General features: G+C 59.3%; 13 protein-coding genes and 1 pseudogene. 3 read left to right on the forward strand and 11 right to left on the reverse strand.

Translation table 11 applies throughout. The annotated features are described in order from the left end of the window. Both SGJ19_24360 and SGJ19_24365 read left to right on the forward strand, forming a co-directional pair. A partial coding sequence (locus SGJ19_24360) for a WD40 repeat domain-containing protein (protein MDZ4783392.1) occupies positions 1 to 2138 on the forward strand: 2138 nt, incomplete at its 5' end. Beyond that, entirely contained in the window at positions 2135 to 3067 is a 933-nt protein-coding gene (locus SGJ19_24365; protein MDZ4783393.1) for a WD40 repeat domain-containing protein, read from the forward strand. The genes SGJ19_24360 and SGJ19_24365, both read left to right, overlap by 4 nt. 421 nt (positions 3068 to 3488) lie before the next feature. On the opposite strand, the gene SGJ19_24370 is transcribed toward SGJ19_24365, so the two are convergent. Then, positions 3489 to 3857 (reverse strand): hypothetical protein, encoded by a 369-nt coding sequence (locus SGJ19_24370; protein MDZ4783394.1) that lies wholly within the window; start codon positions 3855 to 3857, stop codon positions 3489 to 3491. A 162-nt stretch (positions 3858 to 4019) separates the two neighbouring features. On the opposite strand from SGJ19_24370, the gene SGJ19_24375 reads away from it, so the two are divergent. Beyond that, positions 4020 to 5006 carry a DNA cytosine methyltransferase gene (locus tag SGJ19_24375; protein ID MDZ4783395.1) on the forward strand — a complete coding sequence of 329 codons (987 nt, stop codon included), beginning with the start codon at positions 4020 to 4022 and terminating at the stop codon, positions 5004 to 5006. 78 nt (positions 5007 to 5084) lie between these two features. On the opposite strand, the pseudogene SGJ19_24380 reads toward SGJ19_24375, so the two are convergent. The 10 genes and pseudogenes from SGJ19_24380 to SGJ19_24425 all read right to left on the reverse strand — a co-directional run bounded on the left by SGJ19_24380 (position 5085) and on the right by SGJ19_24425 (position 17874). Beyond that, positions 5085 to 5492 (reverse strand): annotated as a pseudogene (locus SGJ19_24380) (very short patch repair endonuclease). Between the two features lie 184 nt (positions 5493 to 5676). Next, positions 5677 to 7782 (reverse strand): AIPR family protein, encoded by a 2106-nt coding sequence (locus tag SGJ19_24385; GenBank protein MDZ4783396.1) that lies wholly within the window; start codon positions 7780 to 7782, stop codon positions 5677 to 5679. Beyond that, complete coding sequence (locus SGJ19_24390) at positions 7779 to 8723, reverse strand: PD-(D/E)XK motif protein (protein ID MDZ4783397.1); 945 nt, start codon at positions 8721 to 8723, stop codon at positions 7779 to 7781. Before SGJ19_24390 ends, SGJ19_24385 begins: the two co-directional genes overlap by 4 nt. 64 nt (positions 8724 to 8787) lie before the next feature. After that, a complete protein-coding gene (locus tag SGJ19_24395; GenBank protein MDZ4783398.1) occupies positions 8788 to 11592 on the reverse strand; it encodes a Z1 domain-containing protein in 2805 nt (934 codons plus the stop codon). Positions 11593 to 11606: 14 nt separating this feature from the next. After that, positions 11607 to 13157, reverse strand: a complete 1551-nt coding sequence (locus tag SGJ19_24400) for an ATP-binding protein (GenBank protein MDZ4783399.1) — start codon at positions 13155 to 13157, stop codon at positions 11607 to 11609. 332 nt (positions 13158 to 13489) lie between these two features. Continuing rightward, a complete protein-coding gene (locus SGJ19_24405) occupies positions 13490 to 13831 on the reverse strand; it encodes a hypothetical protein (GenBank protein ID MDZ4783400.1) in 342 nt (113 codons plus the stop codon). A 274-nt stretch (positions 13832 to 14105) separates the two neighbouring features. Then, positions 14106 to 14630 (reverse strand): SMI1/KNR4 family protein, encoded by a 525-nt coding sequence (locus SGJ19_24410; protein MDZ4783401.1) that lies wholly within the window; start codon positions 14628 to 14630, stop codon positions 14106 to 14108. A 174-nt stretch (positions 14631 to 14804) separates the two neighbouring features. Further along, complete coding sequence (locus tag SGJ19_24415) at positions 14805 to 15119, reverse strand: hypothetical protein (GenBank protein MDZ4783402.1); 315 nt, start codon at positions 15117 to 15119, stop codon at positions 14805 to 14807. A 756-nt stretch (positions 15120 to 15875) separates the two neighbouring features. Then, the gene (locus tag SGJ19_24420; GenBank protein MDZ4783403.1) at positions 15876 to 16193 is read right to left on the reverse strand and encodes a hypothetical protein; all 318 of its coding nucleotides are present in this window, start codon (positions 16191 to 16193) and stop codon (positions 15876 to 15878) included. 1333 nt (positions 16194 to 17526) lie between these two features. Next, on the reverse strand, positions 17527 to 17874 hold the full coding sequence (locus tag SGJ19_24425) for a hypothetical protein (protein MDZ4783404.1): 348 nt from the start codon (positions 17872 to 17874) through the stop codon (positions 17527 to 17529). Positions 17875 to 18279 lie beyond the last annotated feature (405 nt).

Raw genomic sequence — 18279 nt, forward strand, 5'->3', positions numbered from 1 at the left:
GCCGCCGCACCCGCGTCGAACAATCCCAACGCCGCTGGGAGCAAGAGGACCGCAACGCGAGCTTGCTGCTCCCTCCAGGCCTCCCGCTGGAAGAAGCTCGGCAGTTGCTCGCAACCGGCGAGAACCTCCTGCACTCGGCAACCGTAGCCTACATCCGCACCTCAATCACTTACGACCAGTTCCAAAAAACCCGCACTCGCCGCCGCCGCCAAAGGGTGATGGCGGCGATGGGTCTGCTCACGACCGCGGCAGTCGTCGGCGGCCTCGTCGCCCTCTCCCAACAACGCGCCGCCCGTCATCAAGCGGCCCGCGCAGCCGCAGGCGAACACGAAGCGAGACGGCAAAAAAACACCGCCGAAGAACAAGCTTCTCGAGCGGAGGCCAAGGAAAAGGAGGCGGAGACGCATAAGGAAACCGCCCAGGCAAGCGAAAAGAAATCGATCGCGCGCCTGGCCCGTTCCAACTATTTCCTGGCCGATGCGCGTTGGAAAGCTGGGCGAGTCGCAGAAGCGCGCGAATTGTTGGAATCGGTGCCACCCGAACATCGCCGGTTCGAGTGGCATTTGGCCCGCCGGGAATGCGAGGGAAGCGACGTAACCCTTTACGGGCATACGAACGAGATCACGAGCGTTGAGTTTAGCCCCGACGGTGCGCAGCTCGCCTCGGCGAGCGGTGACAATACGATCAAACTCTGGGATGCACACACCGGTGCCGAACTCCGGACGCTTGCCGGACATGCCGAAGTCGTCAGGAGCGTGACGTTCAGCCCCGACGGCAAGCGGCTCGCCTCGGCCGGCTGGGATAAGACGATCAAGCTTTGGGACGCCGACTCCGGCTTGATACTCCAAACGCTTACCGGACGTGGAAAGTATGTCAACGTCGTGAGGTTCAGTCCCGACGGTGGGTTGCTTGCGTCCGCAAGCGACGACAAGACGATCAAACTGTGGGATGCAGAAACCGGCGAGGAACTCCGCACGCTCAGTGATAAGAATTGGGTCATGAGCATGGCGTTCAGCCCCGACGGTATGCGACTCGCTTCGGCGAGCGGAAATACGATAAAGCTGTGGGACCCACGCACCAGCACCGTACTCCGCGAGCTCACTGGGCATGGAGATATAGTGACGAGCGTTACGTTTAGCCCCGACGGTGCGCGGCTCGCGTCGGCAAGCGGCGATAAAAAGATCAAACTGTGGGACGCGCGCTCTGGCCACGAGCTCCGCATGCTCACCGGGCATTCGGATCAGGTCACAAGCGTGACGTTTAGCCCCGACGGTACGCGGCTCGCCTCGGCAAGCAAGGACAACTCGATCAGGCTCTGGGACGCTCAAACCGGTGCGGAACTCCGCACCTTCACCGGACATGCTTATTGGGTAGGGAGCGTGACGTTCAGCCCGGACGGTGCACGACTCGCGTCGGCAAGCGGAGACAACACGATTAAGCTGTGGGACGCCCAAAAAGGTGCGGAATTCCGCACGCTCACCGGGCATGATCATTGGGTTAGTGATGTGACGTACAGCCCCGACGGCGCTCGGATCGCAACGGCAAGTTTGGACAAGACGACCAAGCTGTGGGATGCCCGCTCTGGGGAGGAACTTCGCACACTTACTGGGCATTCGGTAGACGTCACGAAAGTCGTGTTCAGTCCCGATGGCTCTCGGATCGCCACGGCAAGCTCGGACAAGACGATTAAGCTGTGGGACGCTCATACCGGGGCCGAACTGCGCACGCTCTCCGGACATACAAACGGAGTAACAAGCGTATCGTTCAGCCCCGACGGCACTCGGCTCGCCTCGGCTAGTTGGGATCAGACGATTAAACTCTGGGACGCACATTCTGGCGCGGAGCTCAGCACGCTGACCGGACATGCCTATTGGGTTAATGACGTGACGTTCAGCCCCGACGGCACGCGGCTCGCCTCGGCAAGCGGGGATAAGACGATCAAGCTGTGGGACGCGGGCTCGGGCAAAGAACTCCGTTCGCTCGCCGGGCATGGAACTATCGTGAAGAGTGTGAGGTTCAGCCCCGACGGAGCGCGGCTCGCTCGGCAGGCGGTGATAATTCGATCAGACTTTGGGACACACACACCGGCGCGGAACTCCGCACGCTTACCGGGCATTTCTATACTGTCACTAGCGTGACATTCAGCTCCGATGGCGCACGGCTCGCCTCAGCAAGCGATGACCGGACGATCAAACTGTGGGACGCAGAAACCGGCGCGGAACTCCGCACGCTCACCGGACATGCGGATTGGGTCATGAGCGTGACATTCAGTCCCGACGGCACGTGGCTCGCCTCGGCAAGTAAGGATCGCACGATCAAACTGTGGAACGCGCAATCTGACGCGGAAATTCGCGCGCTTACCGGGCACGCAGAGTGGGTGACAAACGTGGCGTTAAGTCCCAACGGCGCGCGGCTCGCCTCGGCAAGCGCTGACCGAACGATCAAACTGTGGGACACTCGCTCCGGCGCGGAACTCCGCACATTCATCGGGCATGCTAGTTCGGTCTTGCGAGTTACGTTCAGCCCCGACGGCGCGAGGCTCTTCAGCAAAGATTTGGCGAACGACCGAATCGCCTGGAATGCGGAATCAGGCACGCGCCTTGAGCCTCCCAAGGAATGGCCTGATTTCAATTCGTCGAACAACAAGACTCCCGACGGCCGATGGCTGGCGGTTAGCAGCAATCGGCATGTCTTGCTCGTCGACCTCCACTTCAAGGATACTCCCAACGAGAAAGAGTTCCGCCAGTTCAAAGCGAGGCTTGATCCGTCATGGCATGAGCAACAAGCCATGGCGGCGGTCAAGGCGGCGCCTCCCGATCATTACTCGGCCCTCTTTCATTGGGCGTGGGTCTCCGAGGCCAAGCCGGACGACATCTTAACCAGCGACCGACTATACACCACGTATGATAAGTATTGCGACGAGTTCAAAGCCCGCGCCGCGAAAGTGCCAACGAGCGCTGACCAAGACAAAGCAACTGCGCTTATCTCCACCAATCCCAACGACTATCTCGCCCCCCTCGTCCTCAAGTTGCTGGGGAAATCTCGCACCCCCAAGCCGAGCAACTGAGCCGCCGACATCCGCCTCGCCCTCCGTACTCGGCACCCTCAACTTCTAACTTCCGTGTCTTCTTTGCGCCTTCGCACCTTTGCGCCTTAGCGTTAAAAAATCCGAGCTCCCTCCGGCATTTCTAACTCTAACTCTAACGTCTAACGTCTACTACGGCCCTCCACTGCACCGCCGCCAGCTCACAACTTTCCCGCAGCGACCCCGGCAGCACAAAAACCTTCGGCACGCGCGAAAAATCGAACACGCGATAGAGCTGAAACTTCGCCGGCTCCGCCTCCGAGCAGCGGACCAGCAACTGAGGCCGCCGAGCGATGAGGGCGGGGGAGAGGCTGAGGGCGGTAGTCTGAGTTCGTTATGACGCCTTACGCCAGGCCGTCCCTGGCGGGCCCAATGAGAAGTTCCGAACGCGGCAGGGGCATGCTCAGTGGGCGTCGCTGCGGTTGATATCGACCGCAGCCCGCATTTGCCCGGTTCTGATCCACGCATCTAACCGATGCTGAACGGTGTTCCAGAAGCTCGTGAATGCTTCTTCATAGGCATCGTCGTCCAAATCGCTCGGCAGAACCGGCCAATTGAAGCCGTCGCCGTAGTAGTTCGCATCGACGTAGTCGTGAAGCTGAGCGAAAGACGTAGCCGTGATTGGTACGTCGCCACGGCGGACATCGCGTAGGATTTGAAGCTTGCCGCGGGCGACGGCCGATTCGAGCGGGTCGGCTTCTGCGGGAGAGCCCATCGCCGACGTCCACTGGCAGGAATGCTGCAGGAACAGTTCGTTTTCGATCAGCGGCATAGCTTGCTCCACTGGGTTGCCTCGATTTTACCTTCTCCGATCGTCACTGCCAGGCCGAACCGTGTTGATTTCTTACGCTGATTTTGTCCGCCTGGCAGCGACCGCGAAATCGAATAGAATTGGGCTCCAACTTCGCGACGCTGCAAGGACGGGGGCGGCACGATGCCTAACGGGCGAAAAACCAGAATCAAAGCATTCGATTTGTTCTGCGGCGGCGGCGGAAGCTCGCTCGGCGCTCGGCAGGCGGGAGCGATCCCGGTAGGGGGCGTCGATTGCTGGTCGCTTGCCGCTGATGCCTATGAACTGAACGTGCCAGGGGCTAAGGCGTACCCAGAAAAGCTATGCGACGTCTCGCCAAAGAAAGTACTCAACGAGCTAGGCCCGATCGACTTGCTGCTGGCGTCGCCCGAGTGCACGCACCACAGCATTGCCAAAGGGAACAAACCGCGGTCTGAAGACAGCAAGCAACTGGCGTATGAGGTGGTTCGCTTTGCCAAGGTGCTTGAGCCGCGTTGGATCGTCGTCGAAAACGTGGTTCAAATGAGCACTTGGCATGCCTTTAATGACTGGCTTAGTCAACTGCATGGCCTTGGCTACCATTCGCTCGTCGTCAAGCTGAATGCCGCTGACTTCGAGGTGCCACAAACGCGACGTCGCCTGTTTGTGCTTCTTGATCGAGTTCAGGCTCCGATCGCACCAGAACCGAGTGGTCGCAAGGTCGCGACAGTAAAAACGATCCTTCGAAGTGCGCTACGGGCCGACTGGTCGTTCAAGTTCACTCCGCTACACAATGGGCGTCGCGCGCTGAAGACCATTGAAAGAGCGGAGCGAGCCATTGCTGAGGTCGGCGAGGAACGAGAGTTCCTGATGGTCTACTACGGATCGGACGCTGCGGGCGGGTTTCAGGAACTGGACCGACCACTGCGAACGATCACGACGCTGGACCGATTTGCGCTCGTACGGAAGAACTGCGTTGGGCACGAGATGCGAATGCTTCAGCCTTCCGAGCTAGCGATCGGGATGGGTTTTCCGGCGAACTACAAGTTTCCCGATGCCGCGACGCGGCGCGACTGCATCAAGTTGATGGGCAACGCGGTCTGCCCGCCGCTCATGAGAGCCGTGGTTCGGTCTCTTATCGCTGCGGACTGATTTGCTTAGCTGCGCGACCATCGATTGAACACGATCGGCGCATGCTTGGACGTTCGTTTCGATTTGGTGCTCCCAAAGTCGGATGACTTTCCAGCCTTGCCGTCGAAGTTTGGCGAAGTTCCGCCGATCGCGAAGCCTGTTCTTGCCGATTTTCTCCTGCCAGAATGGCGATAGTTTGTGTCGCCAAAGCGGGAATCGAAAGCCGTGCCAGTAATCACCGTCGACAAAGACGGCGAGTTGCACTGCACGAAAGACGAAGTCGGGTTTGCCTGGTAAGTCCTTAGAATGTCGCTCGTACTTCAGGCCCTTCTCGATCAGGCACGCGGCTAGTGCCAGTTCGGGCTTCGTGTCGGATCCTTTAATCCGCGACATTAGCGCGCTGCGCTTGTCTGCGGACATGATGTCGCCACGGTGAGTACCGGCGACAGGGGCACCGCGCGCGGCCCAGGAGCGGTGACCGGCTCTTTTCATTCCGTTCATTACCATTCGTCGGTCTCAATGGCGAACACTGATCGGCCAATTTCAGTCGCTTGCTGAACGCTGAATTCCGAGCCCTTTGCTTAATCCAGAACTTGAACGCCATGTTATGGCTTTCTTGCGGGATGGTTCCCAGGTGGCGATAAGCTGCCTGGCCCGCTTGTTGCCATTCGTCTCCCCGGTAGCTGGCAAGTTACGGCGTGACGCTATCTGAGAGATCGGCTATCGATGCCGCGAGCCGTTGATCGATCGCGTCGTGCGTGAATCCGAGGCGCAATGCTTCAAGCACGATTTTCCGTCCATGAACGGCCTGCTTCATCGACGGCACTTTCGAGCGCTCGGTAAGGTCTCCAAGCGAATAGGCAAGCCCTCTCTGCCAGGGCTGCAGCGTCGACGTTTCCTTCGCCCACGAGGAAACGGAAAACCAAACCACGGCAGGAACGGTACGGATTACATCTAGGAACTCCTGCTGATCCGGATGCAGAGCAGGGGCTATATCCACTTTGCTCCCGTACTTCTCGTCTCGCTTTCCCGTCGGAACGGTTTTCAGCGTCACCTTGATTGACCGCGCAAGAACCGCAGTCCAGCATTCATCGCGTTTGCACCATTCCCCGACGTTTTTCTGCGTTTTCGGCGGCTCCGTAATCATCTCTCGTACCCCGGTGACAATGTACTTCAGCGCCCCTTGAATGTCGGCGGGTATCTGCTGTTCCTTCCAGATTGCTTCGACGTCCAATTGACGTTGGCACTCGTGCGACAGCCTCGCTATGGAGTACGTAACGACTTGTGCGCGATAACCCTGATAGTCCATCTCCCCGTAGAGTCGTTCCGCGAAACGAAACAGAATGCCCAGCGCCACGATCCGCTTAAAATCTACTTCCTCCGGTGTTTTCCGCTGCGAGCTTGAGAGATGCTGCATGAAGGTCATAAAGCACTTCTGCGCTCCGCGACTTACGACGGTGGGATACTGGTCCCAGCTCAAAACGAATTTCGCCAAATCAGTCTTCGTAAACCTCTGCCCTGGCGGATTCTCACTTCGATACTGGCGTTTGCCGGCCGGTGTCGCGTTCGCCGCGAGTCCATCGGCGTATTGCCCCCTCGATCGCTCGAAAAACCACCGAGTGCCGCGCGGATTTTCCGGCGTCGCTCGAGTCCATGTATTGCGCGAAAGGCGTTCAAGTCCGATATGCCACGGATCATTGGCGCTGAAGTCCGAGTCCTGAATCCGGTTTTGTGTGTTGGCGTATCGGGAAATCTTCGGCACGAGACCGTCGAGCATCGAGCGGGGAACGACAGTGAGCTTCATGGGTACGGACACGTTTTGCAAATCGGCGTCGTCCCGTCGTGCGCAGCTTGCGATTGATGCCGTCGTCTGTCCCCCATTCACGATCTGAAAGTCCTTGACAATGCGAATCTGAGCGAGGCTCCCGGATAGCACCTGGAATTCCACTTCGCCGGCCGTAGCGGAAAGACCGTTGTTGTAGGGCAGGAAACGGTGCGGCTCGTTCAGCACTGTGTCGCGAATGCCCTTGTTCACCTTTCCTGTGAATTGAAGAAATGAGCGGACGTTCCGCTCCAGAAGCCCCGCGCGATGGGTGTTGTAAATGTCGGCCAGCAGCTGCCCGGGAATGCAGGTGAGCAGCACCTGAAGGCCGTCTGACGATTTGGGCGTCACGAGACAGGGCAGTGTCGTTCCAAAGTCTTGAGTAAAGTCGATCGTGATCGATCCGTCGCGGTTCCCGCCGCAAACTCGTTCAAGCCGCAGCAGATCCCAAATCTCTCGACGGTATGACCCGGCTTCCCGCGATCCGGAAGCGCGATCGGATACAAGCCCCGTCGTGACGACATTGAGTTCGATGGTCGCCTTTTGTCGCGGGGCGTCCTTGATTAGATCGACCAGTTCGCGCGCGGGCTGCGACTCCTCGATTTCGGCAGTTCGCTCCGACTGCGCAAGCTTGATAAACGCCTCCATTCGCCGAAATGCCCGGTCGAGCACATCCTTCCCGGTATTGCACGGTTCGGCCGGTTGGCCGAGTGGGATATCGGCAGTGGCATCGACACAGAAGAAAAGCGAAATCACGTCGTCTTCGGTATCGCAGGCGTACGCATGCACTTCCGCCGCAACGTTTCCGCGTTCGAACCGGAAGTATGACGGCTGCGGCCCGGCGAGGATCCCGGCTTCCTCAAGGCTATCGAGCAGCACGCCGGTAAGCGCCGGAAGCCGAATGCTCCCAATCTCGGGGTGATGCGCCCGGTCAAACACTTCTTGAAGAATCCAGTCTAGGAACTTCTGGTTCATGGCAGTTGGGTCGATGGGGACGGAACGGGGCCAACAGCGAGATCCGGATCCGTCCCGAATCGGGAGAGTTGCAAGACCTCCAGCGAGAACTGAACTCGCAGCACTCCGGGCGGCACGGCGTCGGGGTGAATACGAGGAAAACCAGGTCCGACGAGAAATGCATGAAGCGGTCCGAGCGTGAATCCGTCAGTGTAGGTCTCAGCGTGCGCTGGTAGGTAGCCGGACGCGGCAAGAGCATCCTCAAAATCTTCCGCGAGCTTCATTTCGTGAGCGAACCTACTGGCTACGCGTGCGATATGCCCGGGAAGGGCGCTTTGCGGGGTGTCTGATCTGCCAAGCTCCTGGCACACGAGGAAGAGCGGAACACTGGGTTCCGGCTGAAGCTGCATTGGCTCATTGATCCGCACAGAGCCACCCACTGCAGCAAGAATGGTCTTAACCTCGATCGTCCGATCGGTGAATTCGAAGTCGCGAATGGAACCTTGCGGCGATTTCCAGGCCGCTAACGCGGCCGCAGGTCCAAGGCGATCAACCGATCGATCAAGCACACACAGTTCTCCGATTAGCCCGCGCACTTCTTCCGCCGCGAGCATTGAGTGGCGTTGGTCCAGAAACCGTCGCCATCGTTCAATGAGGCGCGTGATGCTCTGCACGGCGGCGCCTGCCGACGTTGATCGCTGAATCCCCGCGAGCAAGTCCGTCCCTAGTTGGGCAAACAAGTCCTCAAATTCCGCATCCCGGAGACGTAAGACGATGGCGACTCGTCCCGCAGGCAGTCCGGCGACTCCGCCGGCGATCACGGATAGCCGTCGGCCGGAGACCATGGTCAGACGACGTGGCGTCAATTGCTCGGGGATCTCCACGACAATCGAGGCGGTTCGCGCGGCATCAGTCACCGCGGCAAAGACCCGGAGGCCCTGGCCCTCATGACACAATCGCATGCGAAAGTCACCGGCTATCTCCGCCGGAGCGGAAGTGCGAAGCAACGCCCATAGTTCCGGAAGGTTAGAGAGATTCATCCCAGTCCCCAATGAACCCGTACTCGGCACGCCAGATGTCGTTGACGGTGTAGGAGAGAGACTCGACCTTCTTCGATTTCGGAAAACTAATCGCCGCGGAAACGACGAATTCTTCCATCGGCTGTGAAAGGGGAACAATCGGGTAGAGGAGCAGAAGTCCGCGTTCGGCGGGTCGGACGGCGCGGGCGTGCTCGCGAGCAGGAATTGAGCTGAGCTTTTTCTCTTCTTTACGATCGTCCGCATGCGTCGATTCCAGTGCCTGCTTGAACTGATCCGGGTCAAGGTCGGCCAGTTCCTCCTCGCGGCCGGAAACGGCTCTGAAGTCGACATGACCGGGCGGCAATACTCGATCTGTATCGTACGCGCGATTGATGAGGGGCAAGTCAAATCCTGCGAAGCGGACGACTGGCACGTCGGCGGTTGGCTTTTGCGAAACGAGGCATACGGTCCACTTCGTCAATTCACCGTTGGCAACTCGGTCCTTGATATATGTGCGAAGCTGCTCACAGTGGTTGAGAAAACTATGCGTCCGATACGCATCGTAGCTTGTAAGGAACTCGAGCACATGAGCCGCGGGAACTTCGTCCCAAAGAAAGTAGGGCGACTTCTTTTCCCTGATACTGCGTCGCGGCGACGGCAGACGCCCTATGAGGCCGGAGAGCGCGTCACGATTTGCTTGCGCGGCAGCGCCCGCGCCGGGCATTTGAAGCGCCTGCACCAGCTCTTCTGCAAAACGGACCTGAACCGGCTCGCCTCGGCGAATTTTGTTGGCCGCAGTGATGAGCAGGCCGTCCGATGGGGTTCGGACACGCATCCCGAATTCTTCCGGTGTCCGATTGGCGCGGGCCATCCGATCGAGGTCGGCGCGAAGGTCTTCGACCGCAAGGGCAATCTCGCGAAAGGCTCCGTACAGGTCGTTGGTCGTATATACGCGACAAAGATCGGCGTAGCGAGGGCGATAGCCAAACCACCGGCCCATCTGCATGAGCGTATCGAACATAATCGACGTGCGCAAAAAATAACTGACCGACAGTCCCTCCAGCGTGAGTCCGCGACTGAGTCTGTCGCCCCCGACGGCGATAACGGACAGACCTTCCGGAGCACGGGCATAAGTCAGCGCATCGTCGGACGTTCCGTTAATCTCCATGACCTTGATCTTGCCGGCGGCTCTTGGAACCTCACTCCAGATATCATTCCACGATGGAAGCGGGAAACAACTTTCACCAAGCCGCCTTTTAAATGCCGCATGTTTGCCGGCAATCTCTTTGTTCCAAATCTCTTGAAGCGCGTCGTGGTACGCCCGCACGGTCGCCGGGGCGCCGAAGGAAAGCAGCGTCTGGATTGTGGCGACCTCTTGTTGGATCTGTTCCACGATACGACTCTGAACCTTAACAAAGCGGGTGGCATGCACGAGCATCGAATTGTGCGCGTTACCGTCTCCACGGTACGCCCTCGTCGCGCAAACAAGGACGAAGTGCCTAATCGCCTCGTGCACCGTGTCCGGAAGGGGCCCAGGCACATGGTCCTTCTTATGCGGAATCGGAACCCACTGCATTTCGTCGTCGACCTCCTTGTACATCGGGAGTCGTTCCCGCGGCAGGATTCCAGCAGACTCATCGCCGGGATGACCAAAGACTACGTCCGGACCGATGTAGTCACTCGGCGGTTTCAAACTAATGATGAAGGAACGTGGAAAGAGGTCCGGTCCGAATCTTGAAGCGGCCGAGGTTTCCGAAGGATCGATGAAAATATTAGCAAAGGGTGTCGCGGTGTAGCCAACCAAGCCGACGCGCTCGAATGACGTGAGGAGTTCACGAATGAGGCCGTTGATGACGGACGGATCCTCGTCCGCATCTTTGGTGTTGATTGAAGCCTGATCCGCTTCGTCATCAATGAACAATGTCGGATGGCGGATCGGACGGCGATCGCCCGAAGCGCTTTGTTCAGTCAGGAGGACTCGAAGCCAGTCCCGAAGCTTTCGAAGAATTGAGGCGTTCTTCTTCACTACCATGACCAAGCGCGCACCTTCGTTTACTTGGAACCAAACTTGCCGCGCCATCAGGTCCTTGAAATCCCCATTTTCGGCGGCTGTGGTGCATGTAAGCATCGAGAATGCGACGTCTTCCATTCCCTGCTGTCGCGCATATTGGCCGACGCCGGTAATTGGCGAATGACCGCCCGCGGGCTGTAAGGCGCAACTGTCGCGCCCAAGCAGGTATTTGTCGATCCGCTCATGGGTCTGGCTTCGTAAGTTATTGTGGATCCCCGCAAGAATGATCACGATCCGATACCCGGAATCGATCGCCTTAGCGGCGAGCGTGGTATAGTGGGTGGTTTTACCCGATTGGACATGACCTACGACCAAGCCGCGACGATCCCACTTTCCAGGGCGATTCGGCGATTCAAGCCGCATTAGCGCCTGATCGGTTGAGCGTTCCAGCTCACCAAGAACCGAAACCGGTAACCGGTCATGATCTCGTAAGTAGCCCTGGAGACGAGGCGATAGCCGCCACTGGGAGCGATCGATGTCCTCCAGCCACGGTTCGTGATCGACCGAATAGTCAAGAATCTCGGCGGCGCCGATCTTGACGTCGATGCGACGAAGAATCTCGCTCACGATCTGTCCGATATGCGGACGAAGCGACTCAAAAGGTCCCAGAAGTATTGCTTCGACCTGCCGATGCACTTCGTCCACGGTGGGCGTGGAAGTGGTCAGCGCACCCCGAAGGAAGATATCGACTACGTGCTCCGGTTTGAAGCCAAAACTGATCGCAGCGGAGTCACCAGTCATGATTCACCAAGGTGTTAGCTGTCGTTGGTCCGTGATCTTACCCGATCGAGAATCTCGCTCTTGAATCGAACAAACGGCTCACTTGATAGCACGAGCTTTCGAGCCTCCTCGGGCCTCATTCCGGTGCGAATGAAGTGTTGCTCGGTGTGTAACAACACATCGACTAACACCTCGATATCAAGCGGCGGCTCGTTCGGCACCGAGCCATCGATAGCTTTCGGATGTTCCTGCAGCATGGACGCAATGGGTAGCGTGCTCTCGATTAGCGTCACAACCTCGCTCAACAAGCGATCGTGGTCGCAACCCGCATGAAGTAGTGACTTCAGCACCGGATGAGTGCGATCGACTTTGTAGCGGACACCTGTTCGTGTCGATTGTCGGCACCACACGAATCGTTCGGGTTTGTTCTGCGTCGGGGCCTGACGTTCACCCCGGACCCTGTACACATCGGACGCCTGTCGCCTTACGTCAGCTGCAATTCGGCGGAAGTCGTCGCGCAGCGCGGACGGAGCTGCGACGTGGGATTTCATCACATTCAACTGCCACTCTGCATCCATTGTGTTCGGCAGATCAACGCGAATGCGAGCGAGCTTTAGGTGTTCTTCTTTCTTGAGTTTTAGATTGAGCCAAGTCCCGGGAACAATGAGACGCTTGCAGCGATAGATATAGAAACCCTGATGAGCGTTCCATCCGTACGGCCCCGCGGCGCGCTCGTGCTCTTCATCTGTTAACCGACTGTGGTGTGGCAGCACGAACGGAGTTATTTCAATGTTTCCCTTTAAACTGTGGAGCCGTAGTTGCTCTGTTGGCAGGCGAGTTGACAACTCAGTGACGTATGGATCCCAGCCGTGAATCGCCGTTTCGCCGAGACGGACAATGAGGCCATCCTCGGCGATAAACCGATGGAAAACCATTCCCAGATGACGTCGCACATCATCAAGCACGGATGCAAGTGCAGTGGCTTTCATCGTCTCGGGAAGGTTTACGAAGGTGACCCGGTCGAGCTGCTCTACTATGATGGCCGTTCCGTGCTTACTGCCGTGAATCCTTTCGAGGTATTGTTCGGCGGTCGGCGTCGGTTCAGCGAGAAGCTCCCAATCGTTTACTGTCCGAACGTGTTCCAAATCCCAGCGACGGATCGAAGGCTCGGCCTTTCCGCGTCTCTTGGTAATGACCGTAAAGCATCGCCCCTGCGAGAGGGAAGCCGTCTTCATACCGAGTCCAAAGCGGCCGAGGTCGCCGGTATTCCGCGCCGCCAGTGGGCCGATCGTGGCCATGCGCATCGCTTCAACTAGCCGTTCTTCGTCCATGCCAAGACCATCATCCAGCACCGCAATATGAGGTGATGGAAACGAGGGATCGACGACAATTTCAATCTTCGAAGCCAGTGCAGCCAAACTGTTATCGATCAGGTCGGCAAGTGCCGTCGAGAGCGTGTAGCCAAAATCCCGAAGTGATTCGATCAAATCCGCGGCTGATGGCGGGACCGACTCGGGCTTCTTTCGAGATTTAGCTGCCACCGCCTCGCCCCTTCTCGACGGAGATGAAAGCCAAGCCCCTAACATCGGCTTCTTTCTCCGTGCCGACCGTCCGGATGATCGGCCGTCCGGAACCGGCTAGCGGTCGTCGACCATGTTCGTGGCAAATGTCGACGCCGTCACGTTCGTAGCCGTTGCGACAATACCAAGTCATCGCCGATGCCTTGAGCCCTGCCTAAGGTGAAACCCGAAGCACGATACACCCCTATCAGTGACGATGCAAATGTCGGACTACATCCGTTGACCGAGCGCAGGGCAGTAGACCTCCTCGACACCCTTCCTTCGCATTCCCGTAGTTTCATCGGGTCGCGACCTCAACTCTTAGTTGCGAATGTGAAAATGAGTTGCGTTTCTCCGAGCTAATCGCTCAGCGGCTTCGGTCGCTCCCGCGTGGCCGAGCGAAGTGATGTTCGCAGGCGGGACAAACTCGCGTCGGCGGAAACTTCGCGGCGACAGTTCGGACAGGATTGCTTCCGATCGTAGTAGTCGGCCTCCGCATCGATTTCGGCCTCGAGTTTGGCCTGGAAGCGGCCTTCCTCCGTTTGCGGCACCAGGGCGACGACGATCAACGACAACGGTCCGAAAATGAGAGCGGAGAGGTAGCCGTAGTGCGGCGCGTAACCTTTGCGGGCCGCCATCCGACCGCCCAGATAGCCCAGCCCAAGCCAGATCAAGATTCCGGGAATGGAAAACGCCAGCATCGATTTCTCGGGGCGAGAATCGCGCGGTCGATCGGGCTGATTCTACTGATGCGAAGACTGCCGTCGCTACCTACGAGTATTCGGCTCTTTGCCCGAACCGTGGTTCGATCGGAAAGCCGGAGTGTCGCCCGCCTGCGGGGGCTTTGGACGGGTAGCTCTCGCATTGCGACTCCGGGCTACACCCTGGCGCCCCGCGTCGGGGGCTTCCGGAGGCGCGATGCCGACCGCGTTGGCGGCACGCGTTCGACGTGACCGTCGCGAGGTCGCACTTGCCCTAGCCGCAACGGTGACAGCGCTTGAGGAACTCGTCGAAGTCGGACGCCAAGAAGTACGTGCTTTCGTAGCCGGCGGGTTTCTCGGGCAATTGATCCAGGCGTCGCAGGTCGAGGTACTCGCGAACGCAATCCGCCATTGCATTGAAGCGTTGATGAAACTCTTCCTCGCTCCAGAAGACGCGAAACTCCGAATCGAGGGCGTAAACGGAGCCACGGTCGATTCCCGCAATCGAGATGCAGGTACAAGCCCCGAAGTGGCCGGACGCGATGGTGACCATGTTTCTGGGAGTGATCATCGAGTCCAAGAGGTCGTGGACCGCCGTCGCATCATGAAAACCGGCAATGGTGTGATTCCCGAACGGCGTCGGCTGCTCGGATGGACAGCGGATGTCGCCGCACCAACCGCCGCACTCCGCCAGAAACGTACGATAGGCGGGTGGAAGTGCCACACCGATGGCTGCTTCGATGGCGCCGACGTCACGCTCGGTTCGATTCCTAAAAGGCGCGCAGCCGAGTTCTCGCAGGCGACCGGAGTAACCCATGTGCATTTGTCTTTCTCCGTGAGCGACCGGCTAGCGGTGCGGCTCGACCTTCAAGTCGCTTGCCCTCCTCCGCGAATCTCGCCGCGGACTTCCGACCGAATTCTACTTAGGAAAGTCCGAGGAAATGAGCAGGCTCGCGAGATTGAAGGTTCATTCTCAGTTTGCCAGCAGCCATTCCAGGCCAACTTGCCGGTTGTGCTCCCGAAAGCCGATCACGCGACCGGACGCAAGTTCGCCTTGTTTGGGCCATGTATGGCGGTCAGGTGGCAGCGATCTGGCGTCCGGTGATAACCTCAAAGTCACAATTTCGATGATTCCGAGCACCCCTGCGCCGAAATCCAGGAAGATGCCGAACGGTGCCGTGCTCACGACGCGGCCTGTGACGACCGTGACGATCGGGAATCGTTGCTTCACCGATTCCCACTCGGGTTCAGAAAGGTTGGCGAATACAGGGATGGTCGGATCGCTCATCGCCGAATTTTAGCCGATCCGAAGCTGAAATGGGGATCGCCGTAACGCCGTTGGCGTAAGGGAGGCGTCATCGGGCGGTTCCTAGGGTAGGAGCGAGTACGGCCCAACCCTAGGCTATCTGGCTGTACGCCTTCAGCGTGCCGGATGAAGGCATGTCGGGCTTCGCCCGCCGGCGGTTACGCACGCGGCGCGTGCGATTGTCCCAGCCTGCGCTAGATCTCGGCGTCGAGTTCGGCCTGGAAGCGGCCTTCCTCCGTTTGCGGGCGGGCAGATGGGGAGCCGGAAAAGGTTGAAACCGATAATTGAGGAGGAAAGGTTCTCGGAGAATTGATTTGCGACGACCCTTTGCGGGCCGCCGGAAATCGCGTGCAGGAATGGAACGTAATACGTCGGCCGGCTTGTGTTGGTGCTGCCAACCGCATTCTGGCGCGGCCCCTCACCCAACCTCTCCCCGGATAATGGTCCTTCGATCGCCAGCGGCTCGCGCCGGGGAGAGGAGCCAAAAAGGTTTTTTGTTTGACGCCACCCGGGGTAGCTCGAGTACGAGCAACCCCAGGCTTTGGGAGCCCAACGCTTTCAGCGTTGCCGGACCACGCGCAATGTTGTCGGATAGTTCGCGCCCTACCGGGGCCGAGTCATTCGAAGACCCCCCACGCCGTTGGCGAGACTACCGCCCTTGGCCTCGCCCCTCGCTAATCGCTCGACGGCGGCGGTTGGTCTTACTTTCAGGGCTCGCTGTATTTCTGCTCCGCGGCCTCAGTTGCTCGCTCGGCGGCCTGCGTTGCCCTGCGGCGGAGCGAAGTGATGTTCGCAGGCGGGACAAACTCGCGTCGCGAGGGAAACTTCGCGGCGACAGTTCGGACAGGATTGCTTCCGATCGTAGTAGTCGGCCTCCGCATCGAGCTCGGCGTCGAGTTCGGTCTGGAAGCGGCCTTCCTCCGTTTGCGGCACCAGGGCGACGACGATTAACGACAACGGTCCGAAAATGAGAGCGGAGAGGTAGCCGTAGTGCGGCGCGTAACCCTTGCGGGCCGCCATCCGACCGCCCAGATAGCCCAGCCCAAGCCAGATCAAGATTCCGGGAATAGAAAACGCCAGCAGTCTTACTTAGGGCGAGAATCGCGTCGTTGGGCGAGTGGATTCTACTGATGCGAAGCCTGCCATTGCTTCAGCCCATCCCTGGGCTGATGAAAATCTCTCTGGAATGCGCCCGGCGAGGGTTTATAGGTCCGTAGGAAGTCTCTCCTTATTGAATGATGTTGCGATTGGGAGCGTGAGTATCCGGAGTGGCGCCCCTCCCGGGGCTCCGAACATGATTCTTCCGTTACCTAACCTGGGGCTTCCGCCCCAGGCTACTGGAGTGGCGCCACTTCCGTGGCTCCGAACCCTTCGATGCCGACAGTCAGGCAGTTCGTGCAGACCACTCCGCGGCGCAATGAAATCCGGAAGGAATCGCTTCTGAGTTTTTCATCGGGCCACCCCCGACCCCTCTTCCCGGATAACGTCGTTCGATCGCCAGCGGCTCTCTGCGCTATCGGGTACGTCGCGCCGGACACGGAAGGTGTGGAACAAGCCGCCTGGCTCCCGGCAAAGCCGGGCTTCGATCCGAAGAGGCCGGCGAGGTCATGTTCCTCGATGTCGGCATGTTCGTCATCGCCTATGAAAAAGGGAACCCACACAAGCTTTGTTGGCAGACGTACTTGCCGTAAATCCCATCGCGGGCGAACCGGTTGAGGGGGCGATCATTCGTCGGTTGACGCCGCAAATCGAGATCGCTGTAACGCCTCTGGCGTAAGGGACGCGTCATCGGACGGTTGCTAGGGTAGGAGCGAGTACGGCCCAACCCTAGGCTATTTTGCTGAACGCCGTTGGCGTGCCGGATGCAGAGGCGTCGGGCTTTGCCCGCAGTTTGTTGCGCACGCTTCGCTTGCGATTGTCGTTTCGGCGGAGCGAGACGACTACTTTCGTTACGGAACGCCAGAGACGGCGTTCGCACCATGGCAGGAGGAACGCTGGGGACAGCGTTCGCACCATGGCAGGAGGAACGCCGGAGACAGCGTTCGCACCATTGGAGCGACGGGGAGCGCAGACCGGAGTGTCGCCCGCCTGCGGGGGCTTTCGACGGGCTTTGTCGTTTCGCGACCCGGAGTTGACACTCCGGGCTACACCCTGGCGCCCCGCTTCGGGGGCTGCGAAGCCGCGGAAAAGCGGGGCGCGAACTTCGGGGCCGCCGGATCGTCGGCCTCTCCGCGCTCGGCTATGCGCGGAGAGGGAATCGAACGAAGCGAACCGTGATCAGGCGCCCCTCGACGAGCTCGGGGCAGGCAGGACAGGCGGGTCTGACGAAGCGGGAGCGCGCCAGACCGCGACCACCGGTCGCGGCTTTATGGTGCGCCGCCGATGTGAGTCAGTCCTGCGTGTGCAAGTCGGCGTCGATCAGCGATCGGCCCGTGTTGATCACGGCGTTGGTGAGCTTGCCATCCTCGACGAATACGAGCGACCCGTTTTCCAAGTAATAGATCACCGTGCCGTCGCTAAGCTCGCTTTTCTCGGGTTTTCCCAAGATGGCCCAGACTTCGTCTGCTGACATGCCCTTTTTCAAGCGGCGCAGGTTCGAGAGCGTTTCGCCGGGGCCGGTTGCTGGTACCGAGGCTGCCGGGACTGAGGCTGCCGGAACCGACGGCGGTGTCGCGGAGACCGGGGCCGTGCCCGTGGCGGAGCCCGTGCGTGGGGCGGTGACCGTGTCGAAAAACATGGGGCCCGTGCCTGCGGTTGGGCCTGGGGTTGGGCGTAAGTCTGAGACGCCCGTGCCTGGGACGTACACCGTGGGCGGGCCCCCGCGCAAAGATAATTCGTCTAAGAATGGAGGTGAGGCCGTACCGGTGGGAGACGCTGTACCTGAACTCGCGCCCGTAGCTGAACTCGAGCCCGTGGCTGAGGCTGAGATCAAGCCCGAGCCCGTGCCCGACGCTTTTTCCGGATTGCCTCCACAGCCGAGCCAGGTTGGGGCGGACGAGAGTAGTAGGAGTGTGCCGATACGGTGGATCATCGGGGGCCTCAGTGTTTGAAGATTCGCTGGTTGGAGTTTCGCTGCGTCGCAGAATTGCTGCGTCAGAAGGGCAGGCCGGCACGGCTCGCGAGCCGGTGTTCAATATAGAGC

Source organism: Planctomycetia bacterium (assembly GCA_034440135.1).
Lineage (GTDB): Bacteria > Planctomycetota > Planctomycetia > Pirellulales > JALHLM01 > JALHLM01.